The sequence below is a fragment of the uncultured Halomonas sp. genome (assembly GCF_947501415.1).
GTDB lineage: Bacteria > Pseudomonadota > Gammaproteobacteria > Pseudomonadales > Halomonadaceae > Halomonas.
Genome location: NZ_CANMVL010000002.1, coordinates 256,078 through 278,586, shown reverse-complemented (window position 1 = coordinate 278,586; position 22,509 = coordinate 256,078). Strand labels below are relative to the sequence as shown.

The window sequence follows — 22,509 nt, the reverse complement described above, 5'->3', positions numbered from 1 at the left end:
TGGTCGGGATATGGTAGGCTGCGCCACTTTCGATGCAGCCAGATTCGATGCAGCCAGAGCGCCGCCGCCGGTGCAGGAGAGTGAGATGAGAGTCGTGAATATCAACAACCCCCACCAGCGCGAGGCGTGCCTGGCGCGGCTCTGCGCCGAGGCCTATGGCCATGAGGCTGGCCTTCGCCCCCTGGCCACCTTTGCCGGCACCCTGGCGGTGCTGGTCGAACAGGAGGCGGCCAGGGTGCTGGCGCTGGTGGATGATCAGGCGCGCCCCGTCGCGCTGGCCCTGCTGGTACTTGACGAGCATGGCAGCAGCATGACCGTGATGCTGCTGGCCGAGCTCGACCAACAGAGCGTGACGCGGCCGGCCGAACGCCTGGTCGCCGAGCTGGCGCTCAAGGCGCCCCTGCGCGTCGATACCCAGGACGATGAGCAGAAGAGACGCTTCAGCGAAGCGGGGATCTCACGCTGGCTGGACGGCGGGGCCGGTGTGCATATCGGCCTGGGACCCAAGCATCCCGCCACCTCGCTGGAGGACCTGCCACAGGCGCTGGCCTTCGACGAGGCCTCGGTGATCCAGTCCTTCAAACAGGACCGTCAACAGTTCGATGACTACAAGGCGCGCTTTATCCGCGGCCTGGAAGCCTTTCCCGCCACCCTTTGAAGGGGCACGACTTGACCGCAGGAGGCCTTGGCGCTTGACTGGTGGGTTCATCCAGTAGCCAGCAAAGGAAAACAGCGACATGGCCAAGCGTATCCAGTTGTCTCGTACCGGCGGCTCCGAGGTCCTCGAGCTTGTCGACGTCGCCCCGGCGGACCCCGGTCCCGGCGAGGTAAGGGTCGCCAACCGGGCCGTCGGCCTGAACTTCATCGACATCTACTTCCGTACCGGCCTCTATCCGGCACCCGCGCTACCCACCGGCCTCGGCACCGAGGCGGCCGGGGTGGTTGACGCGGTGGGCGAGGGCGTGACGCACCTTCGGGAGGGCGATCGCGTCGCCTACGCCCAGGGACCCCTGGGCGCCTATGCCGAGCTGCATACCCTGCCTGCCGACAAGGTGGTGGTGTTGCCCGAGGGCATCGACTTCGAAACCGCCGCGGCCAGCATGCTGAAGGGACTGACCGTGCAGTACCTGATGCGTCAGACCCACCGCCTCGAGGCCGGTGAGACCATCCTCTGGCACGCCGCCGCCGGCGGCGTGGGCTCCATCGCCTGTCAGTGGGCCAGGGCGCTGGGGGTGAAGCTGATCGGCACGGTGAGCTCGCCGGAGAAGGCGGCACTCGCCGAGCAGAATGGTGCCTGGGCGACCATCGATTACACCCGGGAGAACGTGGTCGAACGGGTGCGCGAACTCACCGATGGTGCCATGTGTGATGTGGTCTACGACTCGGTGGGCAAGGACACCTGGGAGATATCGCTGGACTGCCTCAAGCCGCGCTCGCTGATGGTCAGCTTCGGCAACGCCTCGGGGGCCGTGGAGGGCGTCAATCTCGGCATCCTCAACCAGAAGGGGTCGCTCTTCACCACCCGACCCAGCCTCAACGGCTACGCCGATACCCGCGAGCGTCTCGAGATGATGGCCGCCGAGCTGTTCGAGATGCTCAAGAGCGGCAAGGTCAAGGTCGATATCGCCCAGCGCTACCCGCTGGCCGAGGCCGGCAAGGCCCAGGACGCCCTGCAGGGGCGCCAGACCACCGGTTCCACCATCCTGATTCCCTGAACGGCTTCCTGCCTAAGGCGCGAGCTGCACCTACAGCGACTCGCTGAGCTCGCCGATCAACTGCTCGCGCCGCTTCAGCGAGGCGAGCCCCGCATCGCCGAGTCGGTTCGCCACCTCGCAGAGCAGCCCCTCGGCCAGCAGCATGAAGGCGCACATGCTGTTGCTGAAGAAGAGGCTGTGGTCGGGCACCGGAAAGACGTGGTGCGCCACCCGGGCGAGCGGTGAGCCCCGAGAGTCGGTCAGGGCGATGACGCGCACGCCCTGGCGCGCCGCTACCTCCGCCGTTGCCAGCACGCTGGGGGTGTAGGGAAAGCAGCTTGCCACCACCAGCACGTCCCCCGCCTCGAGCTGGGCCAGGGCGTCCGCCACACCGTGGCGAACGGCGTCCAGCGGTGCGGCATCGGCGCGCAGCATGCCCAGGCCATAGGCCAGGAAGGAGGCCAGCGAGGCGAACTGGCGCATGCCGTGAACCCGCACGCGCTTCGCTTCCACCAGCAGCCCTGCCGCCTCGGTGAAGGCCTCACCATCGATCCCCGCCACCGTGTCGGCGATATTGGCGCTCTCCTGGCGGCCCAGGCGGGCCAGCCGGGCGAGGGCATCGTCATCTCCCTCGCTGTCCAGCAGGCGCGAGACCTGATCGCTATAGAAGCTCTTGCCCTCGGTGATGTGGCGGCGAAACACCGCCTGCAGGCCGGCGAAGCCGTCGAATCCCAGCCGCTGGGCCAGTCGCGACAGGGTCGAGGGGCTGACGCCCAGCCGTTCGGCCAGTTCGCTGATCGACGAGACCGCGGCCTGCTGGGGTGCTGTGACCATCGCCGCGAGTACCCGACGCGAGCGCTTGCCCAGCCGCACCGCCCCCTCGCCCTGCTCGAGGGTGGCAAGCAGCTGCTCGAGATCATCGAGGGTGTCCGGTCGTTGGGAGGAGGGGGAGCTCATGAAGGGCATCGGCTTGTAGTGACTGAAGCGCGCATTGTAGCCATCGTCGTTCTTGGCGTCAGTATGGGGTCGAATCTGTTTGCAAATATATTTCCGTTTAATCAGAATGGCTCTTGAATTTGCACATCCTACGAGAGGATCGCATGAGCCACGTCTTCCACCGTCACCTGAAGCAGGCCTACCCGACCGCCGTGGGCGGCGAGGGTCCCTACCTGATCGACGCCCAAGGCAAGCGCTACCTGGACGCCTGCGGCGGCGCCGCGGTCTCCTGCCTGGGCCACAGCGAGGCCGAGGTGATCGAGGCGGTGCGGGACCAGGTGGGCCGACTCGCCTATGCCCACAGCTCCTTCTTCACCACCGAGCCGATGGAGGAGTTGGCCGACTTCCTGGTCGAGCGGGCGCCGGCGGGCCTCTCCTCGGTATACTTCGTCTCCGGCGGCTCCGAGGCGGTGGAAGCGGCCCTGAAGCTTGCCCGCCAGTACTTCATCGAGCGCGGCGAGCCCCAGCGCAAGCACCTGATCGCCCGGCGCCAGAGCTATCACGGCAACACCCTGGGCGCGCTCGCCACCGGCGGCAACGCCTGGCGCCGGCAGCAGTTCGAGCCGCTGCTGGTGGAGGTGAGCCACGTCAGCCCCTGCTACGCCTATCGCGACCAGGCCCCCGGTGAGACCCCGGCGGCCTACGGCGAGCGCCTTGCCACGGAACTCGAGGCCGAGGTCCAGCGCCTGGGGCCGGAGAACGTGATGGCCTTCGTCGCCGAGCCGGTGGTCGGTGCGACCCTGGGCGCGGTGCCCGCGGTGCCGGGCTACTTCAGGCGGGTGCGTGAGATCTGCGATCGTCACGGCATCCTGCTGATCCTCGACGAGGTGATGTGCGGCATGGGCCGCACCGGCACCCTCTTCGCCGCCGAGCAGGAGGGCGTGACGGCGGACCTGGTGACCATCGCCAAGGGCCTCGGGGCCGGCTACCAGCCGATCGGCGCTACCCTGGTCAGCGAGCGGATCCGCGCGGCCATCGCCGAGGGCTCGGGCTTCTTCCAGCACGGCCACACCTACATCGGCCACGCCACCGCCTGCGCCGCCGCCCTGGCGGTGCAGCGCACCATCGAGGCGCGCGGCCTGCTCGAGCGGGTCGTGAGTCTGGGCGAGGGGCTCCAGCAGCGCCTCGAGGCGCGCTTCGGCGACCATCCCCACGTCGGCGATATCCGCGGCCGGGGGCTCTTCCGCGGCCTTGAGCTGGTCGCCGAGCGTGACGCCAAGATGCCCTTCGACCCCGAGCGCAAGCTGCACGCGGCGGTCAAGCGCGCCGCCATGGACGAGGGCCTGATGTGCTACCCGATGGGCGGCACCCTGGACGGCCGCCGGGGCGATCATATCCTGCTGGCCCCGCCCTTCATCCTCGACGACGCCCACCTGGACGAGATCGTCGACAAGCTCGACGCCTCGCTAACGCGCGTCCTCACCCACTCGTAATGGAGCCCCGCCCGATGTCGATCGACTCCCGCCTCTCTCCCCTGGACGAGGCCGCCATGGCCCCCGAGCAGCGCCGCGTTCTGGACGCCATCCTGAGCGGCCCGCGCGGCAATCTGGATGGCCCCTTCCTGGCCTGGATCCACAGCCCGGAGCTGGCCGACCACGCCCAGCGCCTCGGCGCCTTCTGCCGCTACGGCACGCGCCTGGAGCTGCGGCTCACCGAGCTCGCGATCCTCGTCACCGCGGCCTGGTGGCGGTCCCAGGCCGAGTGGCAGATCCACGCGCCCATCGCCCGCGACGCGGGGCTCGATGAGGCGGTGATCGAGGCCCTGCGGGCGGGCCGCGAGCCCGCCTTCGAGCGCGACGACGAGGCGCTGGTGTATCGCCTCGGCACGACCCTCTACACCACTCGGCGCGTCGACGAGGCGCTCTACGCCGAGGCGGTGGCCGCCTTCGGCGAGCCGGCGGTGGTCGAGCTGGTGGGGGTCTTCGGCTACTACGCCCTGGTAGCCATGACCCTCAACGTCTTCGAGGTGCGCCGGGGCAGTGAGCCTCTGCCGTTCGCCGAGCCGTAATGGGCGACCGTCATCCCGGAGGACGTGATCCTTCGCAAGAACAAGGACAAGAATCCGACCCTGCCCGCACCGACTGATGCCCGTCTGCCCCTGGTAGCCAGGCGAGAGGCGATGGGGCGGCCTCGAACGGTAGAAAACACTTGTCGCCAGGGCGCCTGACTGGCGATGCTGTGGACATCCGATCTCACAGGGAGGTGCACCGATGGCCGACAGCACCCTGATCTTCCTCGTCCTCGGCGCGACCCTGGCAGCCTTTGTCTGGGGGCGCTTTCGCTATGATCTGGTGGCGATGGCCGCGCTGCTGGGCTCGGTGGTGCTGGGCCTGGTTCCCGGCGATCAGGCCTTCCAGGGCTTCGGCCATCCGGCGGTGATTACGGTTGCCGCTGTCCTCGTCCTCAGCCGGGGGTTCGAACGCTCTGGCGTGGTGGACCTGATTGCCAAGCAGCTCCTCAAGGTGGGCGAGCGCCTCTTCCTGCAGTTGCTGGTGCTGGTGGGCACGGTCGTGGTGCTTTCCGGCGTCATGAACAACGTGGGAGCGCTCGCACTGCTGCTGCCGGTGGCCATGCGCATGGCGCGCGAACACGATATTTCCCCCTCGCTGTTGCTGATGCCCCTGGCGTTCGGGTCGCTGCTGGGCGGACTGACCACCCTGATCGGCACCCCGCCCAATATCATTATCGCCAGCTACCGTGGCGGCGTGACCGGCGAGAGCTTCGGCATGTTCTCCTTCTCGCCGGTAGGCGTGGCGGTGGCCCTGGCGGGATTGATCTTCATTCTCCTGGTCGGCTGGCGCCTGGTGCCCCAGCGCGCGGGCAAGGCCTCCACGGAGGCCATGTTCGACACCGCCAACTATCTGGTCGAATTGCGTGTCGGTGAAGACTCCCAGGCCAGGGGGCTGACCCTGCGTGAGCTGCAGCAGAAGCTGAAGGAGGCGGTGCCGGTGCTGGCGGTGGTGCGCGACGAGAAGCGCCGCGCCGGCCATGCCTTCTTCGGGGTGTTGAGAGAGGGGGATATCCTGCTGATGGAGGCGGGGCCCGAGGAGATGAAGCTGCTGGAGGACAAGGCGGGGCTGCGTCTGGGCAAGGAGGCCGAAGAGGGGCAGGAGAAAGAAGAGGGACACGATAGCGAGGAAGCAGAGGAGAAGGGCACTGGGGAGGCCGCGCCGGAGCATGCCCCTGCTGTCTTGGAGGATGACAGCAAGCGCAACAGTGTGGACAGGAAGACCAGCGGAAAATCGGACAGGGAGTACAAGGGGGTTGATACCGAAGGGTTGCAGCTGGTCGAGGCCGTCGTGCGCAACGACTCGAAGATGATCAACCGCACGGTGGCACAGCTGCGACTGCAGAACCAGTTCAGCCTGCATCTGGTCGCCGTTGCTCGGGATGGCGGTCGCCTCAGGCAGCGCCTGCACGAGATCCGCTTTCGTGCCGGGGATGTGCTGTTGCTGCAGGGCGATGAGAGCGAGCTGGCCGAGAGTCTGTCGACCCTGGGCTGCCTGCCGCTGGCTAGCCGCAATCTGACCCTGGGGCAGCCGCGCATGCTGCTGGTATCGCTCGCCATCTTCGCCGCCGCCATCCTGGCCATGCTGCTCGATCTTCTGCCGGCGGCGGTGGCGCTCTCCACGGCGGCTCTGGTCTCGCTGCTGGTCGGCGTGCTGCCGCTGCGCGAGGGCTATCAGGCGATCGATGGACCGGTGATCGTGCTGCTCGGGGCGATGATTCCGGTGGGCGAAGCGCTGGAGACCAGCGGCGGGGCGACCCTCATCGCCGAGGCGATGCTCGCCTGGGGCAGCGACTGGCCGGTGGTGGTCACGCTGGTGGCGCTCTTCCTGCTCGCCATGGTGCTTTCCAATATCGTCAACAATGCCGCCGCGGCGCTGTTGATGGCGCCGATCGCCGCGAGTCTGGCGTCGGGCTTCGGAACCTCGGTGGACCCCTTCCTGATGGTGGTGGCGGTAAGCGCCTCCTGTGCCTTCCTGACCCCCATCGGCCACCAGTCCAATACCCTGGTGATGGGACCCGGTGGTTATCGCTTCAGTGACTACTGGCGGCTGGGGTTGCCGCTTTCGCTGGTGGTGATGGCCGTGACCGTGCCGATGATCCTGCTGGTCTGGCCCTTGTAGGAACGGGGTGCAAGGAACGAGGGGCGAGGTGCGAGAGAAGCAAGGAGTGGGTGGGAAACAGGAAGCCGGGGGCGTGGTACAGGCAGCGGTAGGCGAACAACCAAGGAGAGACGGACCGCTGCCCGAGGCCGAACGAAAATGCCCCGGCATTGGCCGGGGCATGCGACGGAGAGGTAGATGAGCGTCAGGCGGTGTTATGGCGCAGTACCTTGGACTTGTCGGTCACGAAGGCGTCGTACTCGAAGTCGTCCACGGTCAGCAGCTCCAGTACCCGGGCCTCGCGCTCGCGCATAAAGGCGCCATCCTCCTGTGAAATGATCCCCTGGGCCAGGCCGGCCTCGACCCGCTGCTCCGGATGCAGGGCATCGGCGGCAAGCTCGCCCTTGGCGTAGGCCTTGTTGAGCGTGCGGTAGAGATCCTCGGCGCGCTCCTGGGTGGCCAGCAGGGCGTTGTAGCGGGCCAGGAAGTTGGCCTCGGGACCATCGTCGCTGCTCCAGGTATTGGCCAGCAGTTTCGTGCGCAGGGCGCTGTCGTGGGAAACCGCCTGGGCGATGCGGCGTGCCAGGTCATCGTGGGGGCGCTTGAAGCGCTTGCCCCGTGGCATCACCACCCGCCGCAGTACACCGGCGAGGGCACGGTTGGGCAGGTTGTCGAACAGCTCATCCAGGGCCTGCTCAGCACGGCCCAACAGTAGCTGACAGCTATAGTGAAGCAGGGCCTCCTCGCCCTCGACCCTGTCACCCTCGTGCCACTGCTTGATCACCATGGAGGCGAGGTAGAGGTTGGAGAGCACATCGCCCAGTCGTGCGGAGAGCATTTCACGCAGCTTGAGGGTTGCACCGAGGCTGGCCATGGCGGCATCGGCGCAGAGTCCGAAGCCGGCGGAGAGTCGGGCGATCTCCTGGGCGTAGCGGGCGGCTTCGCCATCGAAGGGCACCACCGGCTTGCCGATGCCCAGCCCCTGGGTGAAGGCGCGGGCGGCGTTGCCGAAGATCAGGCCGGCATGGCCGAAGAAGGCGCGATCGAAGGCCTGGATATCATCGGCATCCTTGGCGGCCAGCTCCTCGAGGACATAAGGATGGCAGCGGATGGCGCCCTGGCCGAAGATCATCAGGTTGCGGGTCATGATATTGGCGCCCTCCACGGTGATCGCCACCGGGTTGGCGCTATAGCCGATCCCCAGATAGTTGCGCGGGCCCAGGGTCACCGCCTTGCCGCCATGGATATCCATGGCATCGCCGAGGATCACCCGCTGAAACTCGGTGAGCTGGCTCTTGAGGATCGCCGAGGGGACCGCCGGCTTCTCGCCACGATCGATGGTGTTGGCGGTCTGGTAGACCGCGGCCTGGGCGATATAGCCCAGTGCCGTCATGCGGGCCAGCGGCTCCTGAACGCCCTCCATCTCGGCCACGGGCACATTGAACTGACGACGGATGCGGGCGAAGCCACCGCTCCAGCCGATGGCGTAACGTGCGGTGCCGGTGGCACCGGAGGGCAGGGTGATACAGCGACCCACCGAGAGGCACTCCACCAGCATGCGCCAGCCCTGGCCGATCATCGCCTCGCCGCCGATGATGGTATCCAGGGGCACGAAGACATCCTTGCCGCGGATCGGACCATTCAGGAAGGGGCTGCCGATGGGGTGGTGCCGGCGGCCGATCTCCATGCCCTCGGTATCGCGAGGGATCAGTGCCAGGGTGATGCCGCGATCCTCTTCCTCGCCAAGCAGATGGTCCGGGTCGAAGAGGCGGAAGGCCAGGCCCACCACGGTGGCGATGGGTGCCAGGGTGATCCAGCGCTTCTCGAAGTTGAGGCGCAGGCCGATCACCTCCTCGCCATCGATCACCTGCTTGCAGACCACGCCGGTATCGGGCAGCGAGGTCGCATCACTGCCGGCGCGAGGGCCGGTCAGGCCGAAGCAGGGTATCTCACGGCCGTCGGCCAGGCGGGGCAGGTAGTGGTTCTTCTGCTCGTCGGTGCCGTACTTCAGCAGCAGCTCACCCGGCCCCAGGGAGTTGGGCACGCCAACGGTGACCATCAGGGTCTCGTTGATCGACAGCTTCTGCAGCACCAACGACTGGGCCTTGGCCGAGAAGCCGAGGCCGCCGTACTCCTTGGGAATGATCATCCCGAAGTAGCGCTCCTGCTTGAGGTGATCCCACAGCTCCTGGGGCAGGTCGGCCCGCTCCTTGGCGATATCCCAGGCATTGCACATGCCGGCCGCCACCGAGCACTGCTTGTCGAGGAAGGCCTGCTCCTCCTCGCTCAGCCCCTCGTCGGTGTAGTCGAGCAGGGCCTGCCAGTTCGGCTTGCCGGTGAAGAGCTCGCCGTCCCAGGCGACGCTGCCGGCCTCCAGCGCCACGCGCTCGGTCTCGGAGACCCTGGGCGAGACCTTCTTGAACATGGTAAACAGGCGAGGGGTCAACCACTTGCCGCGCAGGGCCGGCAGCCCGGCGGCGGCCACGCCTGCGGCGCCAAGCAGCAGCAGGATGCCGAGCACGGGGGAGGCGACGAGCAGGCTGGCCAGGCCGGTGATGGCGAGTACCGCCAGGGCGGGCAGGGCGCCCGCCTCGCGGCGCATCACCGCCAGCAGGCCGACGATGGCCACGATCAGCAGGATCAGGGTGAGCATAGAGTGACTCCGATGAGGGTAGGCGATGAAAGATCGAACAGACGTTTGAATTCTTCCAGATTAGCTTAGATGTGTGCAACCGGCCAGCGGCACGACTCTTGGCCAGGGCCTTGAAGAGGCGCGAGAGGGACCGTCGCCGGACAAGCTTCGAACGTGGCAGCCATCCGGGACTGTGTGCATCCAAAAAAGCGCCCCGCGCTGCAGTTGCAGGGCGGGGCGCAGTGGTGCGGCAGCGGTATCCTCAGTCGAGTCGGCGCTGGGGCTCGCCGCGTGCTGGGGTGTCGCCCGCCACGTAGTAGGGGGCATCGCTGCGCGGCAACGGCTCGCGGCCGCGGATGCGATCGGCGATCTTCTCGGCGAGCATGATGGTCGGCGCATTGAGGTTGCCGGTCGGGATCTGCGGGAAGAGCGAGGCATCCACGACGCGTAGGCCCTCGACCCCATGCACCCGGCCCTGGCCGTCCACCACGGCGTCGTCGCCATCGCCCATGCGGCAGCTGCCGCAGGGGTGGTAGGCGGTCTCGGCATTGGCGCGCACGAAGGCATCCAGCTCGGCATCGCTCTGCACCTCGGGGCCGGGTGAGATCTCGCGGCCACGATAGGCGTCGAAGGCGGGCTGAGCGATGATCTCGCGGGTCAGGCGAATGGCGTCGCGAAACTCCTGCCAGTCCTCCTCCTTCGACATGTAGTTGAACAGGATGCTCGGCGCGGCCTTGGGGTCACGGGAGGTCAGGCGGATGCGTCCGCGGCTCTTGGAGCGCATGGAGCCCACATGGGCCTGGAAGCCGTGGGCCTGCACCGCGCTCTTGCCGTTATAGCTGATGGCAATCGGCAGGAAGTGGTACTGCAGGTTGGGCCAGGCCTGCTGGTCATTGCTGCGGATGAAGCCGGCGGCCTCGAACTGGTTGCTGGCGCCGACCCCGCGGCCGAGGAACAGCCACTCGGCGCCGATCTTCGGCTGGTTCCACCACTTCAGGGCCGGGTAGAGAGAGATTGGCTGAGTGCACTCGTACTGGATATACATCTCCAGATGATCCTGGAGATGGGCGCCGACATTGTCGTTGATATGCACCGGGGCAATGCCGAACTCCTCCAGAACATCGGCGGGGCCGACGCCCGAGCGCTGCAGGATCTGTGGCGAGGCGATGGCGCCGCCACACAGCAATACCTCGCGGCGGGCGCGCACCCGCTGTTCCTGGCCACGCCTGCGGTAGCGCACGCCGACCGCACGCTTGCTCTCGAATTCGATGATGTCGGTCATGGCGCGGGTCTCGATGGTCAGGTTCGAGCGTCCCTTGGCCTGGTCAAGATAGCCCCGGGCGGTGGAGGCACGTCGCCCCCTGGGCGTGACGAAGCGGTCCATGGGGCCGAAGCCCTCCTGCTGGTAGCCGTTGACGTCGTCGGTCTCGGGGTAGCCGGCCTGCTTGCCCGCCTCGATAAAGGTGCGATAGAGCGGGTTGTTGTCCGCTTTCGGGGTCGTGACACTCACCGGCCCGTCGCCGCCATGGTAGTCATTGGGGCCGATATCGCGACTCTCGGACTTGCGGAAGTAGGGCAGGCAGTCCGCATAGGTCCAGTCATCGAGTCCCGGCGTCTTGGCCCAATGGTCGTAGTCCAGGGCGTTGCCACGGATATAGCACATGCCATTGATCAGTGATGAGCCTCCCAGACCCTTGCCACGGCCGCACTCCATGCGCCGGCCGTCCATATGGGGCTCGGGGTCGGTCTCGAAGGCCCAGTTGTTGAGCGTGCCCTGGAGAGGGTAGGCCAGGGCCGCCGGCATCTGGGTACGGAAGTCGAGGCGATAGTCGGGGCCGCCGGCCTCGAGCAGCAGCACCGAGACGTCGGCGTCCTCGGTCAGGCGGGTGGCCAGCACATTGCCGGCGGAACCGGCGCCGATGATGACGTAGTCGAATTCGCGGATCTGGGTCATGGGGTCTCCTTAGAACACCGACTCGAAGGGGCCCATCTCCACCTGCACCGACTTGGTCTGGGTGTAGTGGGCCAGGGTCTCGAGGCCGTTCTCGCGGCCCACGCCGGACTGCTTGTAGCCGCCCACCGGCATCTCGGCGGGGGAGTCGCCCCAGGTGTTGATCCAGCAGATGCCCGCCTCCAGGCGATGGATCACCCGATGGGCACGGTTAAGGCTCTCGGTGAAGAGACCGGCTGCCAGCCCGTAGTGGGTATCGTTGGCGCGGCGAATGACCTCCTCCTCGTCATCGAAGGTGAGGAGCGCCATCACCGGGCCGAAGATCTCCTCACGCACGAGGCGCATCTCGTCGGTGCAGTCGGTGAATACCGTGGGAGCCGCCCAGGCCCCCCTGGACCACGCGACACCGGCCTGCTCATCCTTGTCCCAGCGCTCCCCGCCGGCCAGCAGGGTGGCACCCTCCTGCTGACCCAGCTCGATATAGGAGAGCACCTTGGCCTGGTGCTCGAAGCTCACCAGCGGGCCGAAGTTGATGCTTGGGTCCAGCGGGTCGCCGGCCTTGATGCGTGCCACCCGTGCCTTGAGCCTCGCCTCGAAGTCGGCCTTCACCGAGCGCTCGACGAAGACCCGGGTACCGTTGGTGCAGACCTGACCGCTGGAGTAGAAGTTGGCCATCATGGCGGCATCGGCGGCGCGGTCGAGGTCGGCATCGGCGAACACGATCAGCGGCGACTTGCCGCCCAGCTCCATGGTCACCTCCTTGAGGGTCGAGCCACCGGCGGCCGCCATCACCTTCTTGCCGGTGCCCACCTCGCCGGTAAAGGAGACCTTGGCGATCTCCGGATGCTCGGTGAGCATGGCGCCCACCCGGCCGTCGCCGTGCACCACATTGAAGACTCCGTCGGGCAGCCCGGCCTCGGTCAGGATCTCGGCCAGCTTCATGGCGGTGAGTGGGGTCACCTCGCTGGGCTTGAAGACCACGGCATTGCCGGCGGCCAGGGCCGGTGCGGCCTTCCAGCAGGCGATCTGGATGGGGTAGTTCCAGGCACCGATGGCGCCGATCACCCCCAGCGGCTCGCGGCGGGTATAGACGAAGGAGTCCTCGCGCAGCGGGATCTGGGTGCCCTCGATGGCGGCGGCCAGGCCGGCGTAGTACTCCAGGGCGTCGGCACCGGTGACGATGTCCACCGCCGCGGTTTCGCTGATCGGCTTGCCGGTATTGCGGGTCTCGAGCTCGGCGAGCTCATCATTCCGCTCCCTTAACAGCGCCACGGCGCGCTGCAGGATGCGGCCTCGCTGCATGCCGCTCATCGCCGCCCACTCGCGCTGACCGCGTTTGGCGGCGGCCACGGCGGCATCCACATCGGCGCTGGCGGCCTGCTGCACTCGGGCCAGCAGGCTGCCATCGAAGGGGTTGTGCACCTCGAAGCTGGCGCCTGAGGTGGCATCGGCGGTATGCCCGTCGATATAGAGGGGCAGGGCAGTTGAATCGGTCATGAGTCTCTCCTCAGCGAGCGTCGATGGCGGTGGCAGAGTCGGAAGCGGCAACTGAGTCGGAAGCGGCAAGTAGCCTGTCGAGGGTGGCGAGTGCCGCACGGCGGGCGCCTTCGGCATCCAGGCCCTCCGGTGTGAGTGCCCCGCGCAGCCAGAGGCCGTCGATCACCGCCGCCAGGGTACGCGATGCCAGACGCGCCTCGTCGAGCGGCATCAGACGGCGGAACTGGGCGCACAGGTTCGAGTATAGGCGTCGGTCGTTGACCTGCTGCAGGCGCGCAAGGCGTGGCTTGTGCATGCTGCTGGCCCAGAAGGCCAGCCAGGTCTTGGCCACCGGGTCGGTCACCTGGCTGCGGTCGAAATTGCCCTCGATGATGGCTTCCAGTCGGGCTCGAGGGGTGTCGTTGCGCAGCTTGCGCCGGCAGGCGGCCACGGCCTCGCCCAGGTCACTGAGGATCTGTCGCATGGTGGCCTCGAGCAGGCCATCCTTGCCACCGAAGTAATGGCTGATGATGCCGGCCGATACCCCGGCGTGTCGCGCAATACGCGCCACGGTGGCGTCGGCAAGGCCGACCTCATCGATGGCCGCCATGGTTGCCTTGATCAGCTGCTGGCGGCGGATGGGTTCCATTCCGACCTTGGGCATTCTCGAGCCCTCCCTTGTCCGGATGACTTGCCACCACACCGGTATGTGCGGTTAGGATAGTGCCAGCTTGCCAGTTTTTTATTGAACGTTCAATCAATAAAGGGTTGGCAGACGCCGACTATACTCAAGTCCCTTCACGGAGGTAATTTCATGAACGTATCTCGCATTTCCCGCCGTTCCAGTCGCCATATGAGCCTTGGTCTGGGTGCCGCCGCGCTGGTGATGGGCGCCACCCCGGTGCTTGCTCAGGAATCCGAAAGCTGCGAGACGCTGCGCTTCGCCGAAGTGGGCTGGACCGACATTACCGCTACCACCGCTCTGGCCACCGAGGTGTTCGAAGCGCTGGACTATGAGACCCGTATCGACACCGTTTCCGTGCCCATCGCCTATCAGGGCATGAAGAATGGTGACTTCGATATCTTCCTGGGCAACTGGATGCCCTCCATGGCATCGATCAGCAACCCCTATGTCGAGGAGGGTAGCGTCGACCGTCTGCGTGCCAACCTCGAAGGCGCCAAGTACACCCTGGCGGTGCCGCAGTATGTGTACGATGCCGGCGTCACCTCGCTGGCCGACCTGGACCAGCATGCCGACAAGTTCGACAGCAGCATCCATGGCATCGAGGCCGGCAACGACGGCAATCAGATGATCCAGCAGATGATCGATGACGACGCCTTTGGCCTGGGTGACTGGCAACTTATCGATTCCAGCGAGGCGGGCATGCTCTCCGAGTTGGGCGCCCGGGTGCCGGACGAGAACTGGATGGTGTTCCTGGGCTGGGAGCCGCACCCGATGAACACCAACTTTGATATGGCCTACCTGGAGGGAGCCGACGATTACTTCGGTCCCGACCTGGGAGGGGCCACGATCTATACCAACACTCGTGATGGTCTCGTCGAGGAGTGTGGCAATGTGGCGACCCTGCTGGACAATCTCGTGTTCACCCTCGAGATGGAGAGCCAGCTGATGGGGGAGATCATGGAGGAGGGCAAGGACCCCCGTGACGCCGCCCGTGACTATCTGCAGGCCAACCCGGAAGTGCTCGACGCCTGGCTCGAGGGTGTCGAGACCCGCGACGGCGAGGACGGCCTGGCCGCCGTTCGCGAAGCGCTCGAGATCGAGTCCTGAAATGTCGCCGCTGGACTTGCCAAACGGCGAGTCCATGTGCATAATGCGTCTCCATTGCGCGGCCGAGGTCGCGCAATCTAGTGGAAAGGCTACGTAGCTCAGCTGGTTAGAGCACATCACTCATAATGATGGGGTCCCCTGTTCGAATCAGGGCGTAGCCACCAGGACATTTCAGCGCCCGCCCGACATTCGTCGGGCGGGCGCTGTGCGTTAGAACGGGTTGCCACAGGAATCCTCGCGGAGGTCCTTGACCTTGCTGGGGGAATCCGTATACTACGCACCGTGTTCGACGCCGTTCCCCGATAGCTCAGTTGGTAGAGCAAATGACTGTTAATCATTGGGTCGCAGGTTCGAGTCCTGCTCGGGGAGCCAACACGGCAACACAGCGATGCGACACGATTCCTCGATAGCTCAGTTGGTAGAGCAAGTGACTGTTAATCACTGGGTCGCAGGTTCGAGTCCTGCTCGAGGAGCCAATCGCTCGGCATCGCCACCTCAGGTTATTCCCGGATAGCTCAGTTGGTAGAGCAAGTGACTGTTAATCACTGGGTCGCAGGTTCGAGTCCTGCTCCGGGAGCCATCTCGTATCTCCAGCGTCATCCTCTCCAGCGTCACCCTTTTCAATTTCGCCCTCTCTAGCTTCACCCTCTCTAGCTTCGTTTTCTCTAGCTTTACCTGATTTCTGCGTACGGTAATGATCACCGAGTTTTATACCGGTGCTTCTGCATGTCTATAAGTCTCTGTGCCAGTTTCTGGGTGAGTTTCTGGGTGAGTTACTGAGTGAGTTTACGTGCGCCTGTACGGCGCTCATCATGGGGGTTGTCACGGCGGGTCGCATGCAATGAAAGAAGCCGTCGCCCCGGGGCGACGGCCTCTTTCATGGTGGGGAAAGGCTCACTCTCGGTGGGCGAAGCGGTAGTTGCTCTCGAGCTGGGAATGGTCGAGCAGGATGTGCGCGGCCTCCAGCACTTGAACCTGCTCCACCGGCTCTTCCTCTTCCTTTTCCTGGTCGCTGTCGTCCTCTTCGCCGCGGGCGTCGATCCACTCCTCCAGGGGCTCCAGGCCGAGTGCCTCGCGACGCTGATTCTCCAGGGCGAGCTGCTCGGCCTCGAGTGCCTCGGTCTCTGCCTGGCGGAGTTCGCGGTTGAGGCTGACGCTGGTCGTCTCCTCGCGCATCCGGCGGTTCAGTTCGGCCTGCTGCTCGAGGTAGACGAAGTTGGGGTGGGTGTCGGCGCGCTCGCGATGGCGGGCCCGCAGCGTCTCCAGGAAGCGCCATGGCTCGCCGTATTCGCGGTACTGCACCGAGCGGACGGTATCCCAGTCCAGGGCGTTGTCGAGGCTGCTCTCGCCGATCAACTCGGGGTCGACCAGGCTCGGGAAGATGATATCGGGTTCTACGCCGCGGTGCTGGGTGCTCTCGCCGGAGATGCGATAGAACTTGGCACGGGTCAGCTTGATCTCGCCATGACTGAGCTCATTGAGGGTCTGTACCGTGCCCTTGCCGAAGGTGGGGGTGCCGACGACCAGGCCGCGCCCATAGTCCTGGATGGCGCCGGCGAAGATCTCCGAGGCGGAGGCCGATAGCCGGTTGACCAGCACCGTCAGGGGCCCATCGTAGACGGCACCGGTTTCGGTATCGCCGTAGAGACTGATGCGTCCGCGTGCATCCCGTACCTGAACGGTCGGGCCGCGATCGATAAATAGCCCGATCAGGGAGTTGGCCTCCTGCAGGGCGCCGCCACCATTGTTGCGCAGGTCGAGGACGATACCTTCGACGCCCTGGTTCTGCAGTGTCTCGATCTCCTTGGCCACGTCGCGGGTGGTGCTGCGATAGTTATCTTCGCCAGCCTGCCAGGCGTCGAAGTCGACATAGAAGGTAGGCACGGTGATCACGCCAACGCGATGCACGCCATCATCACGCTCAAGCTCCAGCACTTCGCTCTGGGCCGCCTGGTCCTCGAGCTTCACGGTATCCCGGGTGATCCGGACTTCCCTGGAGCGTGTCATGTCCACCGCCTGGGCGGGTACCACGTCGAGGCGCACCACCGAGCCCTTGGGGCCGCGGATCAGCTCCACCACCGAGTCGAGGCGCATGCCCACTACGTTGACCATGTCACCATCTTCCTGGCCGACTCCCACGATGCGGTCGGCGGGCTCAAGCACACCGGCGCGCTCCGCCGGGCCGCCGGGCACCAGGCTTGCGACCTTGACGTATTCGCCGTCGGCCTGGAGCAGTGCGCCGATGCCCTCCAGCGAGAGGCGCATCTGGATATCGAAGGACTCACCCTGGCGGGGGGAGAGGTAGTCGGTGTGGGGGTCGATGCTGCCGGTGACCGCGGCCATCAGCAGGCCGAAGATATCCTCCTCGTTGGTCTGCCGCAGGCGATTGAGCTGGCCCTCATAGCGCTGGCGAAGGTTGCTCTCAACCTGTTCGTCGTCCTGGCCACTGATTACCAGGGTCAGGGCGGCGTTCTTGAGGCGGCGCGTCCACAGTTCATCCAGAGCCTGGGGGCTCTCCGCCCAGGGGACATCCTCGCGGTCCAGCTCCAGGCGCTGATCTCCTTCATAGGTAAAGTCGAGGCCCTGGTCGAGGTGCTCGAGTAGCCACTCGAAGCGTGCTTCGGCGCGCTCATGGTAGCGCTGATAGAGTGCGAAGAAGGGGGCCAGCTCGCCATCGAGCAGGGCGTCATCGAGCTGCTCTTCCAGAGGGCGAAATTCCGCCACGTCCTGCTCGGTCAGGAAGGCGCGCTGACTGTCGAGCACATCGAGATAGCGCTCGAAGGCTCGGCGTGACCAGCTGTCGTCCAGGCTCACGTCGGCGTAGTGACCATAACGCAGCGCTTCGGCCATCTCGGTGGCGGCCCGGCGCTGGGCGTCGGTGGGTTCTGGCTGTGCCAGGGCGACGCCGGTGGCCAGCAGCAGGGCTGCCAACAAGGCCATGGATCGTCCCATATGGGCAAGCGGGCTCATCAATGAAGCACTCCCGGTTTGATGTACACTCAATTCCTTGACCGTTATCCGGCTCGCGAGTTGCGCGGGACGGCAGTCCATTGTAGCAGCTTACCCGCTGTGCCCATCATCTACACTTTTGCCCAGCCCTAGAGGAACTCATGCTCTCTCAGGATGATCTGCTTACGCGGCTTCTCGACTTCCTGCACCGCTCGCCCACCCCCTGGCATGCCACCGCCAATATGGCGGCTCGCCTCGAATCCGCCGGTTTCCGCCGCCTGGACGAGCGCGAGGCCTGGTCGTTGACGCCGGGCGAACGGGTCTATGTAACGCGCAACGACTCCTCCATCATTGCCCTGCAGTTGCCCGAGACGCGGCTCGAGGCGCTGCGCATGATCGGAGCCCATACCGATAGCCCCGGGTTGCGACTCAAGCCCAATGCCGCCCAGACCGCCGCCGGCTGGCTGCAGCTCGGCGTCGAGGTCTATGGGGGAGCCCTGTTGGCGCCCTGGTTCGACCGTGAACTGGGGCTCGCCGGCCGGGTGCATGTTCGCTATCCCGATGGCCGTCTCGAGGGGCGCCTGCTGCATGTCGACCGACCAGTGGCGATCATTCCCAGTCTGGCCATCCATCTCGATCGCGAGGCCAACAGCGGTCGTGCGCTGAACGCTCAGACCCAGATGGCGCCGGTGCTGTTGCAGGGCGGTGAGGAGGGCGACCTGCCGCGGCTGCTCAAGGAGTGGATCTCAGAGCAGCATGCCATCGAGGCATTCGAGCTGCTCGACTTCGAGCTGGGCTTTCATGACATGCAGCCGCCTGCGCGGGTGGGGGTCAAGGGCGAGCTGATTGCCAGTGCTCGGCTCGACAACCTGCTCTCCTGCTTTATCGGCCTGGAGGCGCTGCTGGCCAGTGACGGCAAGCAGGGTGTCGTGCTGGTAGCCAACGACCATGAGGAGGTCGGTAGCGCCAGCGCCTGTGGCGCCCAGGGGCCTTTTCTGGGAGATGTGCTGCGCCGGGTTCACGAGCGGCTCGGCGACGGCAGCGAGGAGGGCTTCATTCGGCTGATCCAGGCTTCGCGGATGATCTCCTGCGACAACGCGCATGCTCTGCATCCCAATTTCCAGGACAAGCACGATGCGGCCCATGGTCCCGCACTCAACGGCGGACCGGTGATCAAGGTCAATGCCAGTCAGCGCTACGCCACCAACAGTGCGACGGCGGCGCTGTTTCGCGACCTCTGTCGCGAGGCCGAGGTGCCCGTTCAGAGCTTCGTGACGCGTGCCGACATGGGGTGTGGCAGCACCATCGGGCCGATCACCGCCACCGAGCTCGGTGTGCCGACCCTCGATGTGGGGGTGCCGCAGTGGGCCATGCACTCGATCCGTGAGACCGCGGGAAGCGAAGATGTGGCCCATCTGACCCGGGTGCTGGCTGCCTTCTGCAACCGCCCCGAGCTGGCCTGAGCACACAAAAAACCCGGCGCCGATGGCGCCGGGTTGCGTGATTCTGGTGGCTACGCCCTGACTCGAACAGGGGACCCCATCATTATGAGTGATGTGCTCTAACCAACTGAGCTACGTAGCCAGCGGCGCGTACTCTATCCAGCGTTGTCCCCTCTGTCAACTGTCTGATATGGAAGGCGTGCCAAGGCTTGACACTTGGCCGTGTGGCCTATAATATGCGCGCCATCTCGACGAGACGAGACATTGCGTCCCATTCGTCTAGTGGTCCAGGACACCGCCCTTTCACGGCGGGAACAGGGGTTCGAACCCCCTATGGGACGCCACTCGACTCGTCAGATAACCGGAATGCGGGAATAGCTCAGTGGTAGAGCATCGCCTTGCCAAGGCGAGGGTCGGGAGTTCGAATCTCCTTTCCCGCTCCAACGGTGCGGTAAGAGAGCCAAGGCTCGGGTCAGGATCTGGTACGCCAGCCCGGCTGACGGCAGCCCCGTCGAATCTCTTTCCCGCTCCAACTTCTGAAAAGAAGATACAGCGTCCCATTCGTCTAGTGGTCTAGGACACCGCCCTTTCACGGCGGGAACAGGGGTTCGAACCCCCTATGGGACGCCACTTCTTCGACTGCAACAGTGAGTCGTCGAGGTAGAAGTAGAACGAGAAGTGCGAGACAGGCGGGAATAGCTCAGTGGTAGAGCATCGCCTTGCCAAGGCGAGGGTCGGGAGTTCGAATCTCCTTTCCCGCTCCATGCGTCCCATTCGTCTAGTGGTCCAGGACACCGCCCTTTCACGGCGGGAACAGGGGTTCGAACCCCCTATGGGACGCCAACTCGCTCTCGTTGCACCGACAGTAGTACCGATATCAAGCGGGAATAGCTCAGTGGTAGAGCATCGCCTTGCCAAGGCGAGGGTCGGGAGTTCGAATCTCCTTTCCCGCTCCAATCGGTTCCCCCCCCCCCCTTAATTCTGATTCTAAGCTTCTGAGCATAAGCTAAGGCGCCAGCCTGGCTGATGATGCTTGTCGTTTTTCGTATTTCACTCCAGAAGACTCCCTTGTTTCCCCGGTCAGGCCAGGGCTCACGTCATGAGCCGGAATGCCGGCCCGGCTGTTGCTGTCCTTACGAATGCGCTATGGTGCTTCACTAGACACGGGGTGCGGTCGTGGCCGCTGAGAAAATACCCGTCGAACCTGATCCAGTTCACACTGGCGAAGGGATGTCGGCCGGCTCCAGCGCGGCGCCCTTTGCCGCGTACCAAGGAGTCGTCATGGCCGTTTCCTCTCTCTCCATCGACCAGCAGGCCATCGACCAGCAGGTCGTGCTTGTCACCGGCGGTGCTCGTGGGCTCGGCGCTCATCTGACCCGAGCCTTTCTCGGGCAGGGCGCCCGGGTGGTGGTGAACTATTTCCAGAGTCGCGATGCCGCCGAGGCACTGGTGAAGGAGGCGCCGCAGCGGGTGCTGGCCGTCCAGGCCGACGTGCGTGACGCCGAGGCGATCGAGTCGCTGTTCGAGCAGGCTCGTGAGCATTTCGGCACGCCGATTACCACCGTGGTCAATAATGCCCTGCCCGCGTTCTCCTTTAACGGCGACGCGCGTCCCGACGCCGATGCCCTGGACTGGTCGCAGCTTCAGCAGCAGCTTGAGGGTGTCAACCGGGGAGCGCTGAACACCATCCAGGCGGCGCTGGCCGGCATGCGCGAGCAGGGAGGTGGGCGCATCGTCAATATCGGCACCAATCTGTTCCAGAACCCCGTCGTGCCGTACCACGACTATACCGCCGGCAAGGCCGCGCTGCTCTCGCTGACCCGCACGCTCGCCAACGACCTGGGGCCCGACAACATCACCGTGAACATGATCTCCGGCGGGCTGCTGCGCACCACCGATGCGTCCAGCGCGACCCCGGAGGCGGTCTTCGACCTGATCGCGCAGAACACCCCCCTGCGGCGTGTGACCACCCCGGAGGAGTTTGCCGACGCGGCGCTGTTCTTCGCCTCACCCTGGTCCAGGGCGGTCACCGGTCAGAATCTGATCGTCGACGGTGGACTGGTGAAAGGGTGATGAAGGCACGCAATCCCGGCGAGAAGCTGCACCTCAATCTGTTCGTGATGGGCAATGGCCACCATCGCGCGGCATGGCGCCATCCCGACTCCTGCGCCGAGCGCCTTGGCGATATCGCCTACTATGAATCCCTGGCCCGCATCGCCGAGCGCGGCAAGCTGGATGCGCTGTTCTTCGCCGACGGCATGAGTGTCGGTAGCGTGGAAGATGGCTTCCACTGGCACCTCGAGCCGCTGACCGCACTCTCCGCCATGAGCCGTGCCACTCGGCGGGTCGGGCTGATCAGCACGATCTCGAGCACCTTCTACACGCCCTTCCACGCCGCCAGGCTGGTGGGCTCGCTGGATCATATCTCCGGCGGGCGAGTGGGCTGGAATGTGGTGACCTCGATGTTCGACAGCGAGGCGCGCAACCACGGCTATACGGCCATGCCACCGCATGCCGAGCGCTATGCGCGTGCCGAGGAGTTTGTGCAGACGGTGCTGGCGCTGTGGGACAGCTGGTCCGACGATGCCATCGAGCGCGATCGTAAGGGCCGCTATGCCGATCCCGACAAGGTGCGCCAGATTGACCATCACGGTGAGCACTTCCTGGTCGATGGGCCCCTCAACCTGCCGCGTCCTCCCCAGGGCAACCCGGTACTGGTGCAGGCGGGTGCTTCTTCCCAGGGGCGCGATCTGGCGGCGCGCTACGCCGAGGCGATCTATGCGGTCGCCTACGACCTGGAGGCCGCCCAGGCTTATTATCGGGATATCAAGTCGCGGGTGGCGGCGGCCGGGCGCACCGCGCCGGTGCCTATCCTGCCGGGGCTCGTCACCTATGTAGGCGCTACCATGGAGGAGGCTCGTGCCAAGCAGCGGGAGCTGGACGACTGTCTGCCGGTGGAGGCCTCGCTGCGCCAGCTGGGATTGTTTATCGAGCAGGACTGCAGTGACTGGGAGCTGGATGCCCCGGTGCCGTCACTACCGCCGCTGGCCGAGTTTCGTGGTCCCCAGGGGCGCTATGCCACCATCCTGCGCATCATCGAGACCGAGCAGCCCACCCTGCGCGAGCTGCTGGGGCGGCTCGCCGCCGGCGGCGGCCACTGCACCATGATCGGTACCCCGGAGAGCATCGCCGACGAGATGGAGCGCTGGTTCCACGGCCGCGGCGCGGACGGCTTCAACCTGATGCCGCCGTCGCTGCCCTCCGGGATCGAGGACTTCGTGGATCAGGTGGTGCCGGAACTGCAGCGTCGCGGACTCTTCCGGGAAGAGTACGAAGCGGCGACGCTGCGGGGGCATTTCGGCCTCGAGAGGCCGGCGGGCTGAAGCTCCTGGTGATCCGTTCACGTTGGCGGTTCCCCACAATAAACAACGCCCCTTTCGAGGGGCGTTGTGCGTTCTGGTGCGAAAG

15 protein-coding genes, 11 tRNA genes and 1 riboswitch are annotated in these 22,509 nt (G+C 65.6%); of the genes, 19 read left to right on the top strand and 7 right to left on the bottom strand.

Translation table 11 applies throughout. The features are described 5' to 3' along the window. The first annotated feature begins 85 nt into the window (after positions 1-85). Positions 86-658, top strand: coding sequence for a hypothetical protein (locus Q0894_RS02045; RefSeq protein WP_299231019.1), 573 nt, complete (start codon positions 86-88; stop codon positions 656-658). Positions 659-737: 79 nt separating this feature from the next. Next, positions 738-1,715, top strand: coding sequence for an NADPH:quinone reductase (locus Q0894_RS02040; protein ID WP_299231018.1), 978 nt, complete (start codon positions 738-740; stop codon positions 1,713-1,715). A 30-nt stretch (positions 1,716-1,745) separates the two neighbouring features. Here Q0894_RS02040 and Q0894_RS02035 read toward each other — a convergent pair whose 3' ends face one another. Further along, the gene (locus Q0894_RS02035; RefSeq protein ID WP_299231017.1) at positions 1,746-2,651 is read right to left on the bottom strand and encodes a MurR/RpiR family transcriptional regulator; all 906 of its coding nucleotides are present in this window, start codon (positions 2,649-2,651) and stop codon (positions 1,746-1,748) included. A gap of 143 nt (positions 2,652-2,794) precedes the next feature. On the opposite strand from Q0894_RS02035, the gene Q0894_RS02030 reads away from it, so the two are divergent. The 3 genes from Q0894_RS02030 (at position 2,795) to Q0894_RS02020 (ending at position 6,820) form a co-directional block, all read left to right on the top strand. Beyond that, positions 2,795-4,123 (top strand): aspartate aminotransferase family protein, encoded by a 1,329-nt coding sequence (locus Q0894_RS02030; RefSeq protein ID WP_299231016.1) that lies wholly within the window; start codon positions 2,795-2,797, stop codon positions 4,121-4,123. 14 nt (positions 4,124-4,137) lie between these two features. Then, entirely contained in the window at positions 4,138-4,698 is a 561-nt protein-coding gene (locus Q0894_RS02025; RefSeq protein WP_132041393.1) for a carboxymuconolactone decarboxylase family protein, read from the top strand. A gap of 202 nt (positions 4,699-4,900) precedes the next feature. After that, positions 4,901-6,820: an SLC13 family permease gene (locus Q0894_RS02020; RefSeq protein WP_299231015.1), complete on the top strand. Its 1,920-nt coding sequence runs from the start codon at positions 4,901-4,903 to the stop codon at positions 6,818-6,820. 184 nt (positions 6,821-7,004) lie between these two features. On the opposite strand, the gene Q0894_RS02015 is transcribed toward Q0894_RS02020, so the two are convergent. The 4 genes from Q0894_RS02015 to betI form a co-directional block, all read right to left on the bottom strand. Beyond that, positions 7,005-9,452: an acyl-CoA dehydrogenase gene (locus Q0894_RS02015; protein WP_299231014.1), complete on the bottom strand. Its 2,448-nt coding sequence runs from the start codon at positions 9,450-9,452 to the stop codon at positions 7,005-7,007. Positions 9,453-9,693: 241 nt separating this feature from the next. Beyond that, on the bottom strand, positions 9,694-11,385 hold the full coding sequence (gene betA, locus Q0894_RS02010) for a choline dehydrogenase (RefSeq protein WP_132041396.1): 1,692 nt from the start codon (positions 11,383-11,385) through the stop codon (positions 9,694-9,696). A 9-nt stretch (positions 11,386-11,394) separates the two neighbouring features. Next, on the bottom strand, positions 11,395-12,879 hold the full coding sequence (betB, locus tag Q0894_RS02005; protein WP_299231013.1) for a betaine-aldehyde dehydrogenase: 1,485 nt from the start codon (positions 12,877-12,879) through the stop codon (positions 11,395-11,397). A gap of 10 nt (positions 12,880-12,889) precedes the next feature. Further along, complete coding sequence (betI, locus tag Q0894_RS02000) at positions 12,890-13,522, bottom strand: transcriptional regulator BetI (protein ID WP_205741863.1); 633 nt, start codon at positions 13,520-13,522, stop codon at positions 12,890-12,892. Between the two features lie 222 nt (positions 13,523-13,744). Here betI and Q0894_RS01995 point away from each other — a divergent pair, with 222 nt between their 5' ends. The 5 genes from Q0894_RS01995 to Q0894_RS01975 all read left to right on the top strand — a co-directional run bounded on the left by Q0894_RS01995 (position 13,745) and on the right by Q0894_RS01975 (position 15,230). Next, positions 13,745-14,650 (top strand): choline ABC transporter substrate-binding protein, encoded by a 906-nt coding sequence (locus Q0894_RS01995; RefSeq protein WP_240721658.1) that lies wholly within the window; start codon positions 13,745-13,747, stop codon positions 14,648-14,650. 87 nt (positions 14,651-14,737) lie between these two features. After that, positions 14,738-14,814: transfer RNA gene (locus Q0894_RS01990), tRNA-Met, on the top strand. A gap of 132 nt (positions 14,815-14,946) precedes the next feature. Next, positions 14,947-15,022 (top strand) — tRNA-Asn (locus tag Q0894_RS01985). Between the two features lie 28 nt (positions 15,023-15,050). After that, positions 15,051-15,126 (top strand) — tRNA-Asn (locus Q0894_RS01980). Between the two features lie 28 nt (positions 15,127-15,154). Continuing rightward, positions 15,155-15,230, top strand: a tRNA-Asn gene (locus tag Q0894_RS01975). A 314-nt stretch (positions 15,231-15,544) separates the two neighbouring features. Here the strand turns inward: Q0894_RS01975 and Q0894_RS01970 are convergent. Continuing rightward, positions 15,545-17,620 carry a carboxy terminal-processing peptidase gene (locus Q0894_RS01970; protein ID WP_299231010.1) on the bottom strand — a complete coding sequence of 692 codons (2,076 nt, stop codon included), beginning with the start codon at positions 17,618-17,620 and terminating at the stop codon, positions 15,545-15,547. 140 nt (positions 17,621-17,760) lie between these two features. Between Q0894_RS01970 and Q0894_RS01965 the strand changes: the two genes are divergently transcribed. Next, positions 17,761-19,062, top strand: a complete 1,302-nt coding sequence (locus Q0894_RS01965) for a M18 family aminopeptidase (protein WP_299231008.1) — start codon at positions 17,761-17,763, stop codon at positions 19,060-19,062. Between the two features lie 44 nt (positions 19,063-19,106). Here the strand turns inward: Q0894_RS01965 and Q0894_RS01960 are convergent. Next, positions 19,107-19,183, bottom strand: a tRNA-Met gene (locus tag Q0894_RS01960). Between the two features lie 126 nt (positions 19,184-19,309). Here Q0894_RS01960 and Q0894_RS01955 point away from each other — a divergent pair. The 8 genes from Q0894_RS01955 (at position 19,310) to Q0894_RS01920 (ending at position 22,424) form a co-directional block, all read left to right on the top strand. Further along, positions 19,310-19,385, top strand: a tRNA-Glu gene (locus tag Q0894_RS01955). Positions 19,386-19,409: 24 nt separating this feature from the next. Further along, positions 19,410-19,484: transfer RNA gene (locus Q0894_RS01950), tRNA-Gly, on the top strand. Between the two features lie 111 nt (positions 19,485-19,595). After that, a tRNA-Glu gene (locus Q0894_RS01945) sits at positions 19,596-19,671 on the top strand. Between the two features lie 59 nt (positions 19,672-19,730). Continuing rightward, a tRNA-Gly gene (locus Q0894_RS01940) sits at positions 19,731-19,805 on the top strand. A gap of 3 nt (positions 19,806-19,808) precedes the next feature. Further along, positions 19,809-19,884, top strand: a tRNA-Glu gene (locus Q0894_RS01935). A gap of 38 nt (positions 19,885-19,922) precedes the next feature. Then, positions 19,923-19,997 (top strand) — tRNA-Gly (locus Q0894_RS01930). 198 nt (positions 19,998-20,195) lie between these two features. Then, a riboswitch (TPP riboswitch) is annotated at positions 20,196-20,289 on the top strand. 33 nt (positions 20,290-20,322) lie between these two features. Further along, positions 20,323-21,114: a 3-oxoacyl-ACP reductase gene (locus Q0894_RS01925; RefSeq protein ID WP_299231006.1), complete on the top strand. Its 792-nt coding sequence runs from the start codon at positions 20,323-20,325 to the stop codon at positions 21,112-21,114. Continuing rightward, positions 21,114-22,424 carry an LLM class flavin-dependent oxidoreductase gene (locus tag Q0894_RS01920; RefSeq protein ID WP_299231004.1) on the top strand — a complete coding sequence of 437 codons (1,311 nt, stop codon included), beginning with the start codon at positions 21,114-21,116 and terminating at the stop codon, positions 22,422-22,424. Before Q0894_RS01925 ends, Q0894_RS01920 begins: the two co-directional genes overlap by 1 nt. Positions 22,425-22,509 lie beyond the last annotated feature (85 nt).